Here is an 18,997-nt window from a genome sequence, read left to right as displayed (position 1 = left end):
GACCTGAAGTTGACACTGACCACGATCCAGATACTCCTGATACTTGGGCTGTGCTCAAGCCTGTACTTCCGGGAGGGTGGATGACAGCGAAAACAAGCGGTGGGGGTTTCGAAAAAACGACTGTTCACGCAATGCAGAGAAGACAGTTCTGCAGAAAAATCTTTTTGGAGACGACAACTCCAAAGCGCCATGCCCCCTGAGATCTCAACTGAGCAGCAACCTCCAGATCAAGATTGCGATGCATGGCACTGCGAAGTGTGGAGCTCACCTCCCAGAAACCCAGGTCTTCTGCGATGGAGCCTTGCTGCCACTTGATTGCAGCCTCCTTGACCAGCCATCGATCAAGAACCTGTTGTCGCAGCTGATCCCCTTCCAATTCAATCAACTCACTCTGCTCAGACTCAGTGAAGAATCGGCGCACCAAGGCCTTTGCAGCCTGAAGTTTCCTGTCCCCACGCTCCAGATCCACACCGATGGGTTGCTGAGACCAACCCAACAGACAAGCATCAGCGCAATGACTGAGACTTACATATCCCCACCCGTCGCGAAGACGCGGTGGCGCAGATGGAGGTGCCTGCAACGGCACCTGGAGAGGTGAAGAGCCATGCAGCGTGGCCAGACAATTTCGCATCCAGCTTCGCGATGCCAGGAACAGCTGGGCACGGGTCCCTGGAATTCCTGAGGCCCAGTCACGCTCCTGCTGGCTCACCGCAAGCACTTCAGTCGGAGCATCAGGCCTGATCTGCTGCATCCACAACGCGGTTACGCTTCCGCCGACAGTGCGGCTACTCATGACTCTGCAGATCGGCGATCCCGCCCCTGACTTCACACTTCCCGATGAAAACGGCACGCCCATCACACTTTCGTCTCTGAAAGGACAACGCGTGGTGATCTATTTCTATCCGAAAGACGCGACTCCCGGCTGCACAAAGGAAGCGTGCAATTTCCGCGACCGCTGGAGCGACCTCAAGGCCCATGGCATCAAGGTGCTGGGCATCAGCAAAGACAACGCCGCATCCCATGCGCGCTTCATCGCCAAACAGGAGCTTCCCTTCACCCTGCTGACCGACGCGGAGCCCTGCGCAGTGGCCAGCAGCTATGAGAGCTATGGCCTGAAGAAATTCATGGGTCGTGAGTTCATGGGAATGATGCGTCACACCTTTGTGGTGGATGCGGAGGGAAAGCTTGAACTGATCTACAGAAAGGTCAAAGCCGATTCAATGGCTGATCAAGTGCTGAGCGATCTTGGACTGGGCTGACCAGCTTGACCATCGTCTGCATTACAAGATCAGGGGCATGATTCAGAGCAAGCCCCTGATTTCGTAAAGATTGCACTAGTAAAGGAGCATCACCCCCGCACAGCCAGAGCGAAGAGGGATCGAGTTCCTGAGCTCTGACGATCAGACCGGCGAGACTTTCGAGCACGCCCCGGCGCATCGCCGAACATGGAGTTCTTGGGAATGACATCCCATCGCAGAGGTCCTCATTCCATTCGTCAGGAACTGACAGCGCTTCGGTTCCTTCTGCCATAGCCAGCAACTGCAGCCTGAATCCGGCAGCAAGCCAGCCACCATGGAATCCGCCATCGCCTGTCACGCGCGTGAGGCTGAGAACGGTTCCTGCATCAACAACCATCAGCGGACCAGTTCCTGCAGATAGATCCCAGGCACCCCATGCCGCCAGCGCCCTGTCAATGCCAAGCCATGGCGGCATATCCCTGAGCGGAATTGCATCAAGGCAGAGACGGCTGTCTGGGCTGAGGACCGAATCGTCAGGCACGCGTCCTACAGCCGCCCAAGAACACAGCGAAGCAGAATCAGTCAGCAGTGAAGGCTCCGGCTGGGAGTGGCTGTAGCTCCATGAGCCGCTCCGGGATCGCTCAGCCCAGTGCCAGCGACTGTTTCCAATCAGCAGACAGCGCTGCTCAGACCGCATGGTCAGATGCCATCGCCCATGACTCCAGGCACATGGATTCCGCACTCCTGACGCTGGCCGCCGAAGCGAGTGCTGCGGCCATCGGACTCAAGACCGTCAGGCGCACTGGAATGCCAGTCTCCGACTGTGGAGTAGCCCTGATCAAAAAGAGGATGCTGCGGCAGATCATGCTCCTGCATGTAATAGAAAACATCTCGCTTGGTCCAGCTCAACAAAGGGCGCAGAGACAGGCGATCGCGGATCGGATCAATCACAGTCATGGTCTTGCGCAGTTCGGTCTGGCCGTGCCGGACTCCACTGGCCCAGCACGACACTCCCCGTTCGGTGAGCGCGACCTCGAGCGGCTCCACCTTGCGTAGCTGCAGATACAGATCCAGGTCCTGCTCTCTGCCGGTCTCCCAGAGCTTGCCGTGCAGTGCCTCCATACGGGCGGGAGACATGGAGGACTGCGCCACCACGAGCTCATGACCCAGTCGTTCACAGAGAGTGGTGGCGTAGCGGTAGGTCTCCGCAGGCAGATATCCCGTATCAACCCAGATCACAGGCACGTTCTCCGCTCCGGAGAGGCAGCTGAGCATGTGCAGCAGCACCGACGATTGGATGCCGAAACTGGTTGTGACCGCGAAACCGCCACCGAATCGATTCAGCGCCCACTGCAGACGTTGCAGAGGATTCATCGGATCCAACTCTGCTCGCATGGTTTCAAGCCCGTCAGACGCCGTCCCCGAATTCACACCATCAGCGGTGCTGATCATGTCTGTGGTGCTCTGGCTCATGCACCCATCCTCCAATGCCGAGGTGACCACAGGTCTGCCTATGGTTTCAACACGCTCAACAGAATGCCTTGGCTTCTTCTGCAACCGGTCAAGTGAAACCGATTGTGGTGATCGGCGGTGGATTCGCCGGATTAACAACAGCACTCGAGTTCAGTCGTCTGCATCCTCGACCAGCGGTCGTGCTGATCGAACCCCGTGACCGCTTCGTGTTCGTGCCTCTGCTTTACGAGCTGATGAGCGGAGAGCTCAAGGGATGGGAGGTTGCTCCTGATTATGCGTCCCTTCTCCAGGGGCGTGGGATCAGTCATCTGCAGGATCGAGTGAGTTCCATCGACCTGGATTCCAGAAGCGTCACCACTGCCTCTGGACAATCGCTGCACTACAGCCAGCTGGTGATGGCCACAGGTGCTCAACCCGACGATTTCGGGATTCCGGGAGTGCGCGAGAACGCACTGCAATTCCACACGCTGACCGATCTGCAACCTCTTCAGGAAAAACTCCAGCAGCTGCGACGGCGACCATCCGGCACAGGATCACTGATCATTGCCGGCGCCGGCGCCACAGGGGTCGAACTGGCGTGCAAGGTCGTGGACATTCTCAATGGGGCTGCCAGTGTGCAACTCATTGAGCTGGGCAATCAGATCCTGCCGAGATCCAAAGCCTTCAACAGGGAGCAGGCCGAAAAAGCACTGCACAAACGGGGGGTCACCATCCAGCTCAACACCAGAGTTGAGTCGGTTTCAGCAACATCCGTAACGCTGAGCGGACAAGAGGGCACCCGTGAGTTGCTCCATGACGGACTGGTCTGGACTGCGGGCAGCCGCCCCACGCTTCCTGATCTCTCCCCGAGCATGGAGCTCCACAGAGGACGGGTGCCCGTGACAGAGGGGCTGCGTCTGCCGGCCTATCCGGATGTTCTCGTGCTTGGTGACATCGCTGTTGATCCCGATCGGGATGAGCTGAACAGCTGGCCTCATTCCGCGCAGGCAGCAATTCAGCAGGGGCAGTTTGCTGCCAGAGGACTGCAGGCGAAGCTCCGGAACGAGGATGACAGTGCTTTTTCCTTCAAGGATCTCGGCGAAATGCTCAGCCTTGGTGTGGGCGATGCCACCGTCACCGGTCTGGGACTGACCCTGGCGGGCCCTCTGGCTTTCAAGCTGCGCAGGCTCACCTACCTGACGCGACTTCCTGGGCTCTCGCTTGGTCTTCGTGCAGCCGGAGCCTGGCTGATCAGTCCTTGAGACAGGCTCATCTGGCAGGGAGAACCAGGGGACTGCGTCCATCGCAGCTCAAGCAGCTGGAGCGCCTCAGCCACCGTCGCCACCCCGATGATTCCGGTGCTGACATTTTCACGCTGGAACGGCTTGCCGAACTGGCTTTGAAACTTGAGGAAACGCTGCATCTGCTGATCGACAACCGCGGTGTCTGCCGCCTGCTCTGGATTGGGCCACTCGGAGAATCCGATCGACTGGACCGTCATCTTCCAGGCGGCTCCAGGCGCCGTTCAAGGGAATGGCGCCTGATCAGCGCATTGCATGGACGCCGTTCACCGGATCTGGTGCCGGATGGCCGCGATGCGGTGATCGCCCTGGATGTTCAGCCCGAGTCATGGCTGCGCTACCAGGCCGTGACCTCTCGAGGTGGAACTCGCAGCGGGTCACTTTGGGTTCCAGAGCCCATGGCGGACTGCGGCTGGACCTGCAGTGAAACTGGCGATCTGCCGATGTTGTGCAGCTGCCAAAGCCATGGAAGCCATGCCGATCCGGTTGGCGAACCTTTTGAGGCAATGCAGCAGCACCCCACAACAGTGGAGCAGGTGCTGCTGCTCACTCTCACCGGCACAGACCAGGCAAGGAACGAGCGTGAACTGGCCGAACTTGAAGGACTGACGCGCAGTGCCGGTGCCAGAACGGTTGCCGTCTGCCGACAGCGTCAGGGACAGATCAATCCTCAGACACTCTGGGGCACCGGCAAGCTGCAGGAAGCGGCCTTGGACATCCGCAAGCACGGTGCAACGCTGGTCATCACCGACAGAGAACTGACACCTGTTCAGGCGAGAAACCTGGAGAGACTGCTGGACTGCCCGGTGATGGATCGGAGTGAGCTGATCCTCGACATCTTTGCCCAGAGAGCCTCCAGTGCTGCTGGACGCCTTCAGGTCGAACTGGCCCTGCTTCGCTACAGACTGCCGAGGCTTGCGGGGCGCGGATTGAGCCTGTCTCGGCAGGGGGGTGGCATTGGCACCCGCGGACCAGGTGAAACCCAGCTTGAGAAAGACAGGCGTGCCATCAGCAGACGCATCGACCACCTGGACAGGGAATTGGGCCAGCTGGGAGCACACCGAGCCCGGCTAAGGGAGCGACGCCAGGACATTCCCGGTGTCGCGCTTGTCGGCTACACGAATGCCGGCAAGTCATCACTGCTCAATGCGCTCTGTGATCGCACGCCGGGAGGAGCTGTGCAGGCAGAAAACATTCTGTTTGCGACCCTCGATCCCACCACACGTCGACTCTGCCTGCCGAGGGCCGGCGCCGCACCCCGCGAGCTGTTGATCACCGACACAGTGGGATTCATCCGTGAACTGCCGGCCCCTCTGATGCAGGCCTTCATGGCCACATTGGAGGAAACGCGCAATGCGAACCAGCTGCTGCTGGTGGTGGATCTCGGAGATCCCGACTGGCAGGGCCAGCTCAAGGCCGTTCACTCAATCCTCGATGGTCTTGGCTGTGAACAGCCAAGACAGGTGGTGGCGAACCAGATCGACCGATGCCTCGCAGGAGCCCTGGAACGGATCCGTGAACTGGAGCCTGAAGCCCTGTATGTCTCCGCCACCCTTGGGACAGGCCTGAAGGGTCTGCGATCATGGCTGGAACAGACGTTCTGGGAGTCCACACCAGAAGCAGTCAGCCCACCCCTTCCGGAGCCGACAGGCGCGCCCCCCAATGGTTGAGCTCGTTGCCGCTCTGCAGAACGGAGACGCTCAGATCACTCTTGCAGTGCTGATGCTTGCGGTGGTGCTGTTCATCAACGGCGCAATGGCACCCGAGCTGGTGGGGCTGCTCAGTGTGTCCCTGCTGATGATCGGAGGAGTGCTGACCCCAATGCAGGCCCTGAGCGGGTTCGGAAGCCCGGCACTTATCACTCTGATGGGTTTGTTCGCCGTTTCCGCAGCCCTGTTCCGCAGCGGCGCACTTGATCGACTGCGGGAACTGATTGCGTCCGAACGCATTAACAGTCCCAGGCGCATAGTCGGGTTGCTGGGCCTTGTGGTGGCACCGATCTCCGGGGTGGTGCCCAACACCCCGATCGTCGCCAGCCTGCTGCCGGTGCTTGAAAGCTGGTGCCAGAAGCGAGGGATCGCGCCATCAAGGGTGCTGCTTCCTCTTTCATTCGCCACACTGCTCGGGGGAACACTCACGCTGCTCGGCAGCTCTGTGAATCTGCTGGCCAGTGACATCAGCCAGCAACTTGGCTTCGGGTCTCTGGATCTCTTCAGTTTCAGCGCTATCGGAGTGCCGGTGTGGCTGGCCGGAGCGAGCTACATGCTGTTGGCGCCTCGCGCGTTGCTTCCGGACAGGAAGACAACCGATGACCAGCTCAGCAGCAATCAGTCACTGACTGGGTACTTCACAGAAGTGACCATCCCAAGCTCGTCCTCCCTGATCGGACAGACACTCCGGCACAGCCGGCTGCAACGTCGCTTTGATGTGGACGTTCTCGAACTTCAGAGAGGTGGGGAACGAATCCTTCCTCCACTGGCCGATCGTTGCATCGAAGCCGAGGATCGCCTGCTGCTGAGGGTCACCCGCACAGATCTGCTTCGTCTGCAACAGGACCACACCATTCAGCTCGCCTCAGCCAGTGAGGCTTCCACGGATCAGCTCGCCGTTGTCAACACCGAACAAGCCGCCGGCGAAGGGGTCGTCGGTCAGAAAACGGTGGAAGTGCTGCTGCCAGCTGGATCCACGCTGGCCGGTGCCAGCCTGCGGGAACTGCGCTTTCGGCAACGACACAACGCAACGGTGCTTGCACTCCGCCGAGGTCAGCAGACGGTTCAGGAACGACTCGGTCAGGCCGTGCTGCGTGAGGGCGATGTTCTGTTGCTCCAAGCTCCGCTGGATGCCATCAGGGGGCTTCAGGCCAGTAATGATCTGCTTGTACTTGACCAGCTTGAGAACGATCTGCCCACCGTTCGGCGCAAGCCTCAAGCCGTCACGATCACGGCGCTGATGCTCTTGGTGCCCACGCTCACCGACGTTCCGCTGGTCGCAGCGGTGCTTCTGGCGGTAGTGCTGCTGGTCCTGACCGGATGCCTGAGAACGGGAGAAGTCCAACGCTCGATCAGGCTGGACGTGATTCTTCTGCTCGGATCTCTTTCCAGCTTCAGTGTGGCTCTTCAGACCAGCGGACTGGCCGACGCCATGGCATCCGCAATGGAGCGAACCCTGCTGAACTGTCCTCCTTACTGGGGTCTCCTGGTGATTTTTCTGGCGACCAACCTGATCACCAGCGTGATGAGCAACGCCGCATCGGTCGCTCTGCTGATCCCTGTGGCCACCCAGCTGGCGCCTTCTCTGAGCGTCCCACCCCAGGCTCTGTTGCTGACCGTGCTGTTCGGAGCCAGTCAATCGTTCCTGACTCCCATGGGATATCAGACCAACCTGATGGTGTTCGGACCAGGCCGTTACCGCTTTTTCGATGTGGCTCGCTACGGAGCCGGTCTCACAGTGTTGATGACCTTCCTGGTTCCAGGACTGATCCTTGCCCAGTCTGGAGGGGGCTGAGCACATGGCACTCCCTCGGGCCATTCATCGCACTCAGGCTTGGTACAGACGCCTCACCGTGCCCCAGTTCACGGTCGTGACGGGATTGCTGGTGATCACCATCGGGACAGTGCTGCTGTCCAGCCCGCTCTGCTCCAGCAAGAGTGTCGGGCTCTGGGAAGCGCTGTTCACAGCCACGTCAGCGGTCACCGTGACAGGCCTGACCGTGATCGACGTCGGTCGGGATCTCACCATCGTTGGTCAGGCCGTTCTGGCATTCATGATCCTGGTGGGAGGTCTCGGCCTGATGGCGATCACGACTTTCCTTCAGGGATTCGTGGTGCGTGGAGCCTCACTGAAGCGTCGTCTGGACCGTGGCCAGGCCCTTGATCAGTTCGGGGTGGGTGGGGTCGGAGGCACGTTCAGAAGCATCGCCCTCACTGCTGCAGTACTGATCGTCATCGGAGCTGTTGTTCTCTACACCTACGGCTTTTCAGATCTTCCTGCTGGTGGAGAAAGGCTTTGGGCAGCGCTGTTTCACAGCATCTCGGCCTACAACAACGCTGGATTCGGCCTCTGGAACGACAGCCTTGAGAGCTACCGGACGAATCGGGTGGTGAATGCTGTGATCATGCTGCTGATCGTTCTGGGAGGACTCGGCTGGCGTGTGACCAGTGATCTCTGGAGCAATCGGCAACGTCTCAAGCGCCGCAATCTCAGTCTTCACACACGCCTGGTGCTGAGAACATCCATTCTCCTCATCCTGATCGGGACCTTCGGACTGCTGCTGACCGAATCCTTATCCAAGGGGCACATCCTCACGACAATGGGGTGGCCAGAACGACTGATGAGCGCCTTGTTCGAATCAGTGAGCGCCAGAACAGCCGGCTTCACCACAGTTCCGCTCTCTGAGCACAGTGTTTCCGACTCAGGGTTGTTACTGCTGATGGCCCTGATGTTCATCGGCGCCAGCCCAGGAGGGACTGGAGGGGGCATCAAAACAACCACGGTTGCAGCACTGATGGCAGCCACCCGATCCACACTTCGCGGTCAGGACGATGTCGTCATCCGTCACCGTCAGATTTCAGACAAGGTCGTGCTGAGGGCCGTAAGCATCGTGATGGCCTCTTTGATGTTTGTGCTCGTGATGGCGCTGCTCCTGGCCCTCACCATCAATCAGAACAGCGAAGATCCGGTCACCTTCCTGGAACTTCTGTTCACCTGCATCTCGGCCTTCGCGACCGTGGGAATGGACCTCGGCGTGACCGAACATCTGGGGCGGTTCGGGCAACTGATTCTGGTGGTGGGAATGTTTGTTGGCCGTCTTGGAATACTGCTGCTGCTGAGTGCCATCTGGGAGAGCTTCGACCGCAACCAGCTGCAGCGCCAGAATCGGATCGGTTATCCCCGTGAGGATCTCTATGTCTGAACGAAGCTCGATGGGACTGATGGCATGAGGGAGTGGTGGCACTGGTCGCCTGCTGAAGACGGCGACCCCCGCAGCTTCGGAATCGTGGGCGTGGGTCGCTTTGGCAGTGCTGTTTGCCGCCAGCTGATGCAGAGCGGCGCTGACGTGCTTGCCGTGGATCGTTCCTCGAAAGCGATCGAGGAGCTCAGGCAGCTTGAGCCCTCCATCGAAGCAAGGGTTCTGGACTGCACCGACGAGGAATCACTCAGGGAAGCCGGAATCCTCGACATGGACACCGTTGTCGTGGCCATCAGCGAACCGATCGAAGCCAGCATCACAGCCACCCTGATTGCCAAAGACAGCGAGGGCACTCGCGTGCGTCGGGTGATTGCGCGCGCGACGAGCGATCTGCACGAGAAGATGCTGAAACGTGTTGGTGCCGACCGCGTGGTGTTTCCCTCGCGGATGCAGGGAGAGCGACTTGGTCTTGAGCTGGTTCGCCCCAATCTGATGGAACGACTGGAGCTTGACGAGCTCAATTCGATCGAGGAGATCAAGGTGCCGGAGCGCTTTGTGGGTCTATCACTGCGCGATCTCAATCTGCGCAAGAACTACCGGGTCAATGTGCTGGCAGCGGGACCCGCTGCAGACCTGATGGTCAATCCACCCGCATCACACGTTCTGAATGAAGGCCACGTTCTTGTGGTGATGGGCTTGACCGATGACCTTCAGAACCTTCCCAAGACCTGAGCGGAATCATGCGCGTTCTCGGGTTGATGAGCGGCACAAGCGCCGATGGAGTGGATGCGGTTCTTGCTGAGTTCAGCGGGCCATCGACAACCCCACGCTGGAGCCTGATCCACAACGTCTCATGCCCTTATCCCTCAGACCTGCGCAGGCGAATGCTCGCGATGGCCCAGGGGGAGGCCACGCCTGCAGCGGCCATTCTGGAACTCGCTGAAGCGATCACGGAACAGCAGGCAGACGCTGCAGAAGCCTGTGACCCTGATCGTTCAGCCAGCCTCGTCGGCTGTCACGGTCAGACGATCTGGCACCGCCCTCCTGAAAGCGACGCAACAGGAAGGCTCCGACGTGGGTGCAGCTGGCAGATGCTTCAGGGGCCTCTGCTCGCACAGATGCTGGAGCGACCTGTCATTCACGATTTCCGTGCCGCCGACCTCGCACTGGGAGGTCAGGGGGCACCTCTGGTGCCCATGGCGGATGCTGCTCTCATGGGCAGGATCGACGGCTGGCGCGCTCTGCTGAACCTTGGAGGCATCGCCAACATCACGTTGATTCCCCCATCGCGGGGGCCCGATCGGAAGCGACCTGTGCTCGGCTGGGACTGCGGCCCAGCCAACAGCCTGATCGACCTGGCGATGGAAGCTTTCAGCGATGGGCGGGAGCGCTGCGACAGGGACGGACGTATGGCGGAACTTGGGCGGGTGATGGATGAGCCTCTGGCGAACTGGCTGCGTGAGCCTTATTTCCTCCAGAGAGCACCGAAGTCAACCGGACGGGAGTTGTTTGGGCGAAAGGATCTGGAACGGAGACTCAGTGAACTTCAACCGGCCTGCCGCGAAGACCAGATGGCCACACTCACAGCTTTCACAGCCGCTGTGGTGGCGAGGGATCTGCAGCAGCTAAGCCATTTCAACCTTCCACTGCCGGTGGAAATGGTGGTGGCGGGAGGAGGCCGACGCAACAAAACTCTGATGCGGGAACTGCAGTCGCGTTGCCTTGGCCTGAGAGTGCTCCCCAGCGACAACCTGAATCTTCCCTGCGAGTCGCGCGAAGCTCTGGTGTTTGCACTGCTGGCCTGGTGGCATCACCGCCGGCATCCCGGCAATGCACCCTCAATCACAGGGGCTGAACACAGCTGTGTTCTTGGAGTTCGTGCCGAACCGGCTTAAACAGTCTCAGCCAAGTCCCAATCGAAAGGATCAGCCTGGACGATGCAGTCTCAATCTCCTGGGAGCTCCCCGGAGTCGACGAGGCTGCTGAGCCTCCAGTGCTGAGCGCAGTCGCTCAGTAGAAGTAGGAGCTGGCGCCATTGAGGAACCGGTCTGTTCCAGGCGCTGGACGCCTTGCTGAATCAAAACCTTGGCCATGTTGCTGACGGTTCTGCACTCCTGTTCGGCCAAGGCCGTAAGCCGATGACAGAGCTCTTCAGGCAAGACCACCTGAATCCGCGGCGATTTCGGCTTCCCGCTGGATGAGGTTTGGCGGGTCGCCACGAACCATGAGGCAGAGGTACCTAAAAGTGTACAGAGATGCGCAAGGGTAGTATCCAGCACTATGATGTGCTCATCGAATCATTTCCAGACGCTCGGCTCATCACCCCAGGACTGCTCATCAACGATTCCGCCAGGACTGCCATGCCCCGTACAACCAGCCAGGCCTCCAGCACACGCCCGGCAGCCCCACGTAACCGCAGGGCTGCAGCTTCACGTCGATCCAGACGTGCCGCTGAAAACAGCGACGTGCTCGTGTCGGCTGTGATCAGCTCCTATCTGCTGACCCACCTGCACCATGTGCTGCAGCGAGCCGAATACGGCGCAGTCCAGGAGGGGAGGATGTCCCAGGCAGCCAACTATGCCCAGCTGCGCAAAGTTCTCTGCATGGATGCTCGCAGCATGCAGGACGCCTCGGCATCAGGCCTCAAGGAAGCCGATCTCGACCAGGCCGCCTAAAAAACAGAAGCAGAGAGCCCATGGGCACGCGACGAAGGCATGGATAGGGTTTGCACAGATGTCGGTGCGTCATGAGCAATGCAGCAGAGCTGTACGCGAAGATCGAACAGGACCGGGATCTGACACGTGCCCTGTTCAGACAGGCTTTACAGAACCCAGATGGAGCCATTCAGGCCATCTGTCAGATGGGAGAGAAGATGAACCTTCCAGTGACAGAAAGCGAGGTCAAGACATACATCAATGGTCTGGATGACGAACTCAGCAAACAGTGGCTGATCAAAGCGAGGGGCGGTCTTTGATCATTTGGCTGGACTTAGTGGGTGAAGTCGGCACAGGCTGACGTTCCCTGCTGCCACCTCCTCCGGCCCAGCTGAAGAACAACCAGTAACTCACCAGAGCCAGCCCTGCGGCCACCACCAGGGCGGCGACCTGCTCCAGCCTTCGCATCAACGCAGCTTCTCTCTGTCAACACAGTCTGCCCACACCCCGACGCGAGATGATGGAGTTTCTCCGCGTCTTGGCCGGTGCTGCGACTTGAGCACGTCAGCAAGATCTATCCCACAGGGGAAGTGCTCAGGGACGTTACCTGGGAGATCAAACCTGGGGATCGCATTGGCCTGGTCGGTGTCAACGGCGCCGGCAAATCCACTCAGATGCGACTGATCGCCGGCCACGAAGACCCGACCAGCGGCTCGGTTGTCCGCCAGGGGGAACCTCGCATCGCTTTCCTGCAGCAGGAGTTTGATGTGGACCCTGGCCGTTCAGTTCGACAGGAGCTCTTTCAGGCCTTCGGGGAAGCTGCCACGGTGCTTAACCGTCAGCGCGAAGTGGAGGATGCAATGAGCTCTGACCGCGCAGCTGAAGATCCGGACCACCTTGACAAGCTGATTCACGAGCTGGGACAACTGCAGAACCGGTTCGAGGCCCTGCACGGCTATGAACTGGACGCGCGCATTGACAAGCTGCTACCCACCATCGGCTTCACTTCGGACAGTGCGGAGTGCCTTGTTGGGGACTATTCAGGCGGATGGCAGATGCGCATCGCGCTTGGAAAGATTCTTCTGCAGGACCCGGATCTGTTGCTGCTCGACGAGCCGACCAACCATCTTGATGTGGAAACCATTCAATGGCTCGAGGGTTATCTGCAGGAGCAGACGGCAGCACTTGTGGTGATCAGTCACGATCGAACCTTTCTCGATCGCGTCTGCAACCAGATCGTGTCCACTGAAAGGGGTATTTCCAGAAGTTATCTCGGCAACTACACGGCACATCTCGAACAAAAGAGGCTGGAGCAGGAAGCGACGCAGGCGGCCTTCGAGCGTCAGCAGAAAGAGATCGCCAGTCAGCAGGCCTATATCGACCGATTCAGGGCCAGTGCCACACGAAGCACCCAGGCCAAGAGCCGGGAGAAGCAGCTGGAGAAGGTGGAACTGGTCGACGCTCCGATCGAAAGCGTCGCCGGGCCGAGTTTCCGTTTCCCTGAAGCACCCCGCTCCGGTGCTCAGGTTGCTCTGATGGAAAACCTCACTCACAGTTACGGCGATCAGATCCTCTTTCTTGGAGCGGAACTGGAAGTGGAACGGGGAGATCGAATTGCTTTTGTCGGGCCGAATGGAGCTGGAAAGTCCACGCTTCTACGGCTGATCATGGGCATTGAGTCACCGGACGAAGGCTCGGCTCGCCTGGGTGAACACAACGTGATCGCGCGTTATTTCGAACAGAACCAGGCGGAAGCTCTCGATCTGAGCAAAACCGTGATCGACACCATGTTTGAAGCAGTCCCTGACTGGACACAGACCCAGGTGCGCTCGCTGCTGGGAAGCTTCTGCTTCAGCAATGACACAGTCTTCAAGGAGGTCGGCAAGCTCAGCGGTGGCGAAAAGGCTCGGCTCGCATTGGCTCTGATGCTGCTCACACCTTGCAATCTCCTGGTGTTGGACGAGCCCACCAATCATCTCGACATCCCCGCAAAACAGATGCTGGAAGACGCTCTTTGCGCCTACGAGGGAGCAGCTCTGCTTGTGTCTCACGACCGTTACTTCATCTCACGTGTCGCCAACCGCATCGTCGAACTTCGCGATGGCGAACTTGTGCTCTACCGAGGGGATTATTCCTACTACGTTGAAAAGAAAGCCGAAGAGAAACAAGCCGCCGAAGCCGCCCTCCGACAGGCGCAACAGGACGCAAAGAGAAAGGCCAAACGCGAGAAGCAGAAAGAGCGGGACGCGAAACGTAAAAGTGCTGCTTGAATCCAACCTGACGGCATGGAAGACGAAACTTCATGAACCGTTAGGCAGGAAGACTTATTTCCCTTTACCCGCTGTGAACGTGTGCATAAGCTGACATCACTGATCTCGGCACTTGATGAGAAACACAGAAACTCAGCCAGCCGGATTCAGTGAAGTCAACGGATCAAGCCCCAATCAAACAGGCGAACACGAACAGACATGGGATGCCGTTGAAACCTACTTCGAGTGCATCACCACCTGCTCCCTGGATGATGGGGAATGCATCACACGTTGCGTGGAGCAACTCAAGGATTCGGATGATTCTTGACAGTTGATCAGGGCGTTTTCAAAGCACTCATTTCAACCGGTCTCACCGTGACTGGAATTTGCTGTCCCTGCCGTTTCACGCTGAGGATCAGTTCCTGACCAACAGCACTGCGATCGATGGCAGTGACCACTTCAGCAGGATTCCGAACGGGCTTTCCTGCCACTGAAACAATGACATCGTTCACCTGAAGGCCGGCGAGGGCACCTGGGCCTCCAGGCATCACCGAGCGGACAACCGCACCTCGAGGGGCAGTGCCTCCAGGCGTTGGCGCAGGCACTGTCGAGAGACCGATACCGACCATCGGATGACTGGCCCTGCCCTGAGTCACAAGCTGCTCGGCGATGGTTCTCGCCCTGTTGATCGGGATCGCAAATCCCAGACCGGCGCCGGGACCCGAACGCACCAGTGTGTTGATCCCCACCACCTCACCGGCGGCATTGAGAAGCGGACCACCTGAGTTCCCCGGATTGATGGCGGCGTCGGTCTGAATCAGATCAAGACGTTTGCCCTGGATTCCGAGCTGGGACACGTTGCGGTTGAGGTTGCTCACAATGCCGAGCGTCACGGTGTTCTCCAATCCGAAAGGATTGCCGACAGCGATGGCCCAGTCACCTACTCGCAACCGATCCGAATTACCGAGGGAGGCCGTTGGCCAGAGGCCGCCCCCCTTGAGCTTCACGACCGCGAGGTCAGTCACCGTGTCCTGACCAACAACTTCGCCGGACACTCGTCTGCCGTCAGGCAGACCCACCATCACCCGATCCATATTCTCAACCACGTGCGCATTGGTCAGGACCAGACCCTGGGCATCGAAGATCACACCGCTGCCCTGTCCACGTTCGACGCGAGCCCGTGGAGACGGTGATCCCTGCAAACCGAAGAATCGCTGAAAGAAGGGATCGATCAACAGTCCCTGTGGTAATCCTGCGCCACCGGCGGCTCTCACGGTTCGCTGCGTTTCCAGAGTGACCACAGCGGAACCGCTTCGGGCCACAGCCGCGGCGACAAATGACTGTGCCGTCAAACCGGAGGAAGCTGCGAGCGCCGCTGAGGCATGCCCTTCCCGCAGTGGCATGGCCAGCTCGGCAGGGCCGATCAGTGACAGCCCAACGATCAAAGGCAGACACCGGCGGCGAACATGCATCACCGGAGCGGACTTCAAATCACAAACGAATGGTGCCACAGCCATGGAGAGGGCATCGACGAATTTCGAGAATCTGACGTTAATGAGCGCAATCCTCCGTGGACAGGGGGAAGCACCCCTGATTCCATGACCAGATGCAACCAACAGTGCTCCATGAACAAGCACAACTGGGCGGGAAATGGCGATGATGGTGTGCAGAGAGGGTGTGTCCCAGTACGACAACCGCCGACATCCCATGATCAGCAGTCTTTTCCCCCTGATTTACGGACTGGTTTTCCTTGCCCTGCTGTGGCAAGCCTTCCGGGTGATGGGGCGAGGGTTCAGCGCAGCAGTGCGTTCTCCAGGGACGACTGACACCCCTGTGGACCGAACCGGCAAGGTGACCATTCATCCGGAGCTGCTTGATGGAGATGGTCGATTGACGGAAGAAGATCTGCTCACCGTCCGCTTCAGTGGCGAGGACGAAACTGGAGAACCTGGGGTGCGCTCCAGTGAATAGGTTGGGTAAGACAGCTGCGCGGCAGCTCGACTCGGACTCGTAGGGGGAACCTCCTGGTGGATCAAAGAACACGGATCGTTGCCGCGGTGATCAAATCCGTGAAACTCCCTCCCCGCTTTCGCCTGCGTTTGCTCAAGGAGGATCCGGTGCGTCTGGAACTCAGCCTCACTCCGGCTTACGGCAAGGATCCGATCCAGGTGGGTCTGGTGGAGTCACTCGATCTGGTTGCACGACGCGACCGTGAAGGTCGCATCCCAAGAGATCTTCAGGGAACCTGGGACTGGACAGTCAGGCATGGCCAGGTGAGTACCGGTGGCTGGAACCCCTACCTCAAAGAAGCCCTGCAGACGATGTTCGAAACCGGACTTCCCGCAATTGTCTACGAGGAACTAACTGGAGAGGATTACCACCCGGTTGATGGTGCTCGCCACGTGCGCTAACCCCCGCATTCGAAAGCCCCCCGCGCTCTGCACCTTTCTGCGTGTAACGCCGTGCCAGCGGATACAGCCAAGCTGCCCGACAAAGGGCTAAATAACTCTGGCCAGGCCTTAAAGGATTTCTTCATGGCCACGCTGAAACATCGCAGTGCCCCGCTCATCCGTTTGCTCACCGCAATGGGAGCTTTGACCAGCATTCTGCTGCTTGGGATCCTCAACTTCGTCCGCTGACGCCGATCGTCGACCTTGGGTTCCTTCCCCATTGATGCACTTCTGCACGAGCTGTGCGCTCGCCTTCACAGGTCAGGAACACTGATCCTCAAGGCACCACCGGGGGCAGGCAAAACCACCCGAGTTCCTCTGGCATTGATTGGGGAACTGGTCAATGCACCGCGTGTCGAAGGCCGACTCCTGTTGATTGAGCCGCGACGACTGGCAACGAAGGCGGCAGCGACACGACTTGCTGCATCGATCTGCGAACCCGTGGGACAGCGAGTGGGCTACTCCGTTCGCAACGAGCAAAAGCGATCAGACGCCACGACCATCGAAGTCATCACTGACGGGTTGTTCCTCCGGCGTCTTCAGTCTCAGCCCGACCTGCCCGGAGTGGACATCGTGATCTTCGATGAATTCCACGAGCGCCGACGGGACAGTGACGTCGCCCTTGCACTTCTTCGGGAAGCACGACGCCTGCTCAGGCCTGATCTGAAGCTGCTGCTGATGTCTGCAACTCTGGAGCTGGAGGAGCTGAGTGCTCAGTTCGATGCAGCAGACACGCTCACCAGTGAGGGAAGAGCCTTCCCGGTGGAAACCTGCCACTGCCCTGCTCGCGACAAAGAGCCCCTCGAAGCTCATGTGTTGCGCGTGCTCGAACAGGAATTGATCGAGCTCGAACGCAGTCACTATGAAGGCGGAAGTCCCCCCGGTGTGCTCGTTTTTCTACCCGGCGTGCGAGAGATTGAACGATGCCGACAGAGGCTGAACAGGGAGCAGCGGCTGGAGAACTGGCAGGTGCTGGCGCTGCATGGTCAGCTGTCTCTCAAACTGCAGTCCGAAGCACTCAAAGCCTGCAACAAACGCTGGAACGGACGCATCGTTCTGGCCACATCGATTGCGGAAAGTTCACTCACGCTGGATGGCATACGTCTCGTTGTGGATGCAGGGCTGAATCGCCACACGCGTTTTGATCCAGGCACCGGGATGGAAGGGTTGGTGACCGTACCAGCCAGCATGGCCAGCGCAGATCAGAGGCGGGGACGAGCGGGTCGACAGAGACCCGGCCGCTGTGTACGCCTTTGGTCAGCGGCTGAAGAGCAACGCCGACCAGCGCAAGACCTTCCGGAGCTGCAACGGGCAGATCCACAACCCACCTTGCTTGACCTGGCGCAGTGGGGAGCTGGCCTGGGTGAAGAGCTCGACTGGCTGGAACCTCCCCCCCGACCACTGTTCCAGGAAGGGCAACAACAGCTGAAGCAGCTGAAACTGCTGACCGATCAGGGGCACATCACAGCGATGGGCCGACAAGTGGCAGCCTTCGGCATGCACCCAAGACTGGGACTGATGCTGATCCAGGCAAGGAATTGGGGACTGGAGGAGATGGCCTGCGATCTGGCTGCGTTGCTGAGTGAAAGGGATCTCCCCGGGGTCCGCGATCTCGGGTGTGACATCGGCCTCCGCCTCCAGCGTCTCAGAGATACAGAGCGATCAGATCATCACGATGTCCAGGATCTGCTGTTGCGGCAGAGCCGAAAGTGGCAAAGACAGTTGCGGACTGTCGAACCACAGGGGAGGCAGATGTTCTCGAGCGAAACCGAGGACTTCTGCGTCGCAAAGTTAATCGCCACGGCATTCCCCGAATGGTTGGCCCTGGCACGACCGGGGCGTGCAGGTTCGTTCCTTCTGCGCCAGGGGCGCGGGGCGGTTCTACCCAAGTCCGATCCGCTGAGCGGCGCCGAAGCCCTGGCCATCGCCCGGCTCGACCTCAAAGATCGAGATGCATGCATCCGCCTGGCGGTACCCATCAGCAGGCAGCATCTCGAGGATATGGCGAAAGAACAGGGGGAATGGAACGATCACGTTGTCTGGAACGACAGCCAGCAACGGATCAGCGGCGAGCGAGTGCTGAGCCTTGGTGCGATCGAATTGCAACGCCAGCAACTGCCACGCCCTTCAGCTGATCTGGTGAGCCATGCCTTGCTGCAGCGACTTCAGAACCATGGTCTCAATCTTCTGCCCTGGAATGAACGCTGCGAACAGCTGCGTCGGCGCCTTCAGATTGCCCACATTCATCTTGGAGCCCCATGGCCCAATCGCACACTTCAGGAACTGCAGAAAAGACCCGAACTTTGGATCAAGGAGGCCAGTCTGAACTGCAGCAGCTGGCAGGACCTGGACAGCCGGGAGCTGATTGAAGCGTTGTGGAATGATCTCCCCTGGGAAAGGCGCCGGGAGCTGGACAGATTGCTTCCTGAGCGGTTGAAGATTCCGAGCGGCAGAGAAGCCAGAGTGATTTACGGAGATGACGACGCAGTGCTCTCGGTGAAGCTGCAGGAGATGTTCGGCAGCAGCCAAGGACCGATCCTTCTCAACGGGGCACTGCCGGTAACCCTTGAACTGCTCTCCCCAGCTGGTCGTCCCCTCCAGCGCACCAGGGATCTTGCCGGCTTCTGGGCGGGCAGCTATCACGATGTGCGTCGTGAGATGCGCGGCCGCTACCCGAAACACCCCTGGCCGGAATCACCGATGACAGCCTTTCCGACTAGCAAGTCGAAGAAAAGGCCGTAATG

Annotated in this window: 20 protein-coding genes; 14 read left to right on the top strand and 6 right to left on the bottom strand. The window is 59.3% G+C overall.

The features are described from left to right. Positions 1-124: 124 nt before the first annotated feature. The gene (locus SIB83_RS09370; protein ID WP_413745647.1) at positions 125-793 is read right to left on the bottom strand and encodes a 4'-phosphopantetheinyl transferase family protein; all 669 of its coding nucleotides are present in this window, start codon (positions 791-793) and stop codon (positions 125-127) included. Here SIB83_RS09370 and bcp point away from each other — a divergent pair. After that, the gene (gene bcp / locus SIB83_RS09365) at positions 792-1,259 is read left to right on the top strand and encodes a thioredoxin-dependent thiol peroxidase (protein ID WP_413405302.1); all 468 of its coding nucleotides are present in this window, start codon (positions 792-794) and stop codon (positions 1,257-1,259) included. The genes SIB83_RS09370 and bcp overlap by 2 nt on opposite strands. Here the strand turns inward: bcp and SIB83_RS09360 are convergent. Beyond that, on the bottom strand, positions 1,207-1,935 hold the full coding sequence (locus SIB83_RS09360; RefSeq protein ID WP_413745646.1) for a type III pantothenate kinase: 729 nt from the start codon (positions 1,933-1,935) through the stop codon (positions 1,207-1,209). The genes bcp and SIB83_RS09360 overlap by 53 nt on opposite strands. Before the next feature lie 2 nt (positions 1,936-1,937). Next, complete coding sequence (locus tag SIB83_RS09355) at positions 1,938-2,711, bottom strand: phosphoadenylyl-sulfate reductase (RefSeq protein ID WP_413745645.1); 774 nt, start codon at positions 2,709-2,711, stop codon at positions 1,938-1,940. A gap of 68 nt (positions 2,712-2,779) precedes the next feature. On the opposite strand from SIB83_RS09355, the gene SIB83_RS09350 reads away from it, so the two are divergent. Genes SIB83_RS09350 through SIB83_RS09325 form a run of 6 tightly spaced genes read left to right on the top strand, consistent with a single transcriptional unit; the run spans position 2,780 to position 10,795 of the window. Further along, a complete protein-coding gene (locus tag SIB83_RS09350; RefSeq protein ID WP_413745644.1) occupies positions 2,780-3,952 on the top strand; it encodes an NAD(P)/FAD-dependent oxidoreductase in 1,173 nt (390 codons plus the stop codon). Then, positions 3,949-5,661 carry a GTPase HflX gene (gene hflX / locus SIB83_RS09345; protein ID WP_413745643.1) on the top strand — a complete coding sequence of 571 codons (1,713 nt, stop codon included), beginning with the start codon at positions 3,949-3,951 and terminating at the stop codon, positions 5,659-5,661. Before SIB83_RS09350 ends, hflX begins: the two co-directional genes overlap by 4 nt. Continuing rightward, complete coding sequence (locus tag SIB83_RS09340) at positions 5,654-7,495, top strand: SLC13 family permease (protein ID WP_413745642.1); 1,842 nt, start codon at positions 5,654-5,656, stop codon at positions 7,493-7,495. Before hflX ends, SIB83_RS09340 begins: the two co-directional genes overlap by 8 nt. 4 nt (positions 7,496-7,499) lie before the next feature. Further along, a complete protein-coding gene (locus SIB83_RS09335) occupies positions 7,500-8,903 on the top strand; it encodes a TrkH family potassium uptake protein (protein ID WP_413405290.1) in 1,404 nt (467 codons plus the stop codon). Positions 8,904-8,927: 24 nt separating this feature from the next. Next, positions 8,928-9,632, top strand: a complete 705-nt coding sequence (locus SIB83_RS09330; RefSeq protein ID WP_413745641.1) for a potassium channel family protein — start codon at positions 8,928-8,930, stop codon at positions 9,630-9,632. Positions 9,633-9,640: 8 nt separating this feature from the next. Continuing rightward, positions 9,641-10,795, top strand: coding sequence for an anhydro-N-acetylmuramic acid kinase (locus SIB83_RS09325; RefSeq protein ID WP_413405286.1), 1,155 nt, complete (start codon positions 9,641-9,643; stop codon positions 10,793-10,795). Between the two features lie 30 nt (positions 10,796-10,825). Here the strand turns inward: SIB83_RS09325 and SIB83_RS09320 are convergent, their stop codons facing one another. Further along, entirely contained in the window at positions 10,826-11,119 is a 294-nt protein-coding gene (locus SIB83_RS09320; protein ID WP_413745640.1) for a ribbon-helix-helix domain-containing protein, read from the bottom strand. 141 nt (positions 11,120-11,260) lie between these two features. Between SIB83_RS09320 and SIB83_RS09315 the strand changes: the two genes are divergently transcribed. Both SIB83_RS09315 and SIB83_RS09310 read left to right on the top strand, forming a co-directional pair. Then, positions 11,261-11,575: a hypothetical protein gene (locus SIB83_RS09315; RefSeq protein WP_413405282.1), complete on the top strand. Its 315-nt coding sequence runs from the start codon at positions 11,261-11,263 to the stop codon at positions 11,573-11,575. A 71-nt stretch (positions 11,576-11,646) separates the two neighbouring features. After that, positions 11,647-11,874: a hypothetical protein gene (locus SIB83_RS09310; RefSeq protein ID WP_413745639.1), complete on the top strand. Its 228-nt coding sequence runs from the start codon at positions 11,647-11,649 to the stop codon at positions 11,872-11,874. On the opposite strand, the gene SIB83_RS09305 is transcribed toward SIB83_RS09310, so the two are convergent. Next, positions 11,852-12,025, bottom strand: a complete 174-nt coding sequence (locus SIB83_RS09305; RefSeq protein ID WP_413747406.1) for a hypothetical protein — start codon at positions 12,023-12,025, stop codon at positions 11,852-11,854. The two genes, SIB83_RS09310 and SIB83_RS09305, sit on opposite strands and share 23 nt — an antisense overlap. A 74-nt stretch (positions 12,026-12,099) precedes the next feature. On the opposite strand from SIB83_RS09305, the gene SIB83_RS09300 reads away from it, so the two are divergent. Both SIB83_RS09300 and SIB83_RS09295 read left to right on the top strand, forming a co-directional pair. Then, complete coding sequence (locus tag SIB83_RS09300; RefSeq protein WP_413745638.1) at positions 12,100-13,824, top strand: ABC-F family ATP-binding cassette domain-containing protein; 1,725 nt, start codon at positions 12,100-12,102, stop codon at positions 13,822-13,824. A gap of 115 nt (positions 13,825-13,939) precedes the next feature. Further along, the gene (locus SIB83_RS09295) at positions 13,940-14,131 is read left to right on the top strand and encodes a hypothetical protein (RefSeq protein WP_413745637.1); all 192 of its coding nucleotides are present in this window, start codon (positions 13,940-13,942) and stop codon (positions 14,129-14,131) included. A gap of 7 nt (positions 14,132-14,138) precedes the next feature. Here the strand turns inward: SIB83_RS09295 and SIB83_RS09290 are convergent, their stop codons facing one another. Continuing rightward, positions 14,139-15,320, bottom strand: a complete 1,182-nt coding sequence (locus SIB83_RS09290; protein WP_413745636.1) for a trypsin-like peptidase domain-containing protein — start codon at positions 15,318-15,320, stop codon at positions 14,139-14,141. A 190-nt stretch (positions 15,321-15,510) separates the two neighbouring features. Between SIB83_RS09290 and SIB83_RS09285 the strand changes: the two genes are divergently transcribed. From SIB83_RS09285 to hrpB, 3 genes are all read left to right on the top strand, one after another. Next, positions 15,511-15,774 carry a DUF2973 domain-containing protein gene (locus SIB83_RS09285; RefSeq protein ID WP_413406266.1) on the top strand — a complete coding sequence of 88 codons (264 nt, stop codon included), beginning with the start codon at positions 15,511-15,513 and terminating at the stop codon, positions 15,772-15,774. 56 nt (positions 15,775-15,830) lie between these two features. Then, positions 15,831-16,214 (top strand): hypothetical protein, encoded by a 384-nt coding sequence (locus SIB83_RS09280; RefSeq protein ID WP_066911878.1) that lies wholly within the window; start codon positions 15,831-15,833, stop codon positions 16,212-16,214. A gap of 243 nt (positions 16,215-16,457) precedes the next feature. Next, positions 16,458-18,995 carry an ATP-dependent helicase HrpB gene (gene hrpB, locus SIB83_RS09275; RefSeq protein WP_413745635.1) on the top strand — a complete coding sequence of 846 codons (2,538 nt, stop codon included), beginning with the start codon at positions 16,458-16,460 and terminating at the stop codon, positions 18,993-18,995. Positions 18,996-18,997: the final 2 nt, after the last annotated feature.

Source organism: Synechococcus sp. MIT S9507, assembly GCF_047304715.1.
GTDB lineage: Bacteria > Cyanobacteriota > Cyanobacteriia > PCC-6307 > Cyanobiaceae > Synechococcus_C.
The sequence above is the reverse complement of the archived record's forward strand: the minus strand, read 5'-3'. Positions and strand labels throughout refer to the sequence as shown.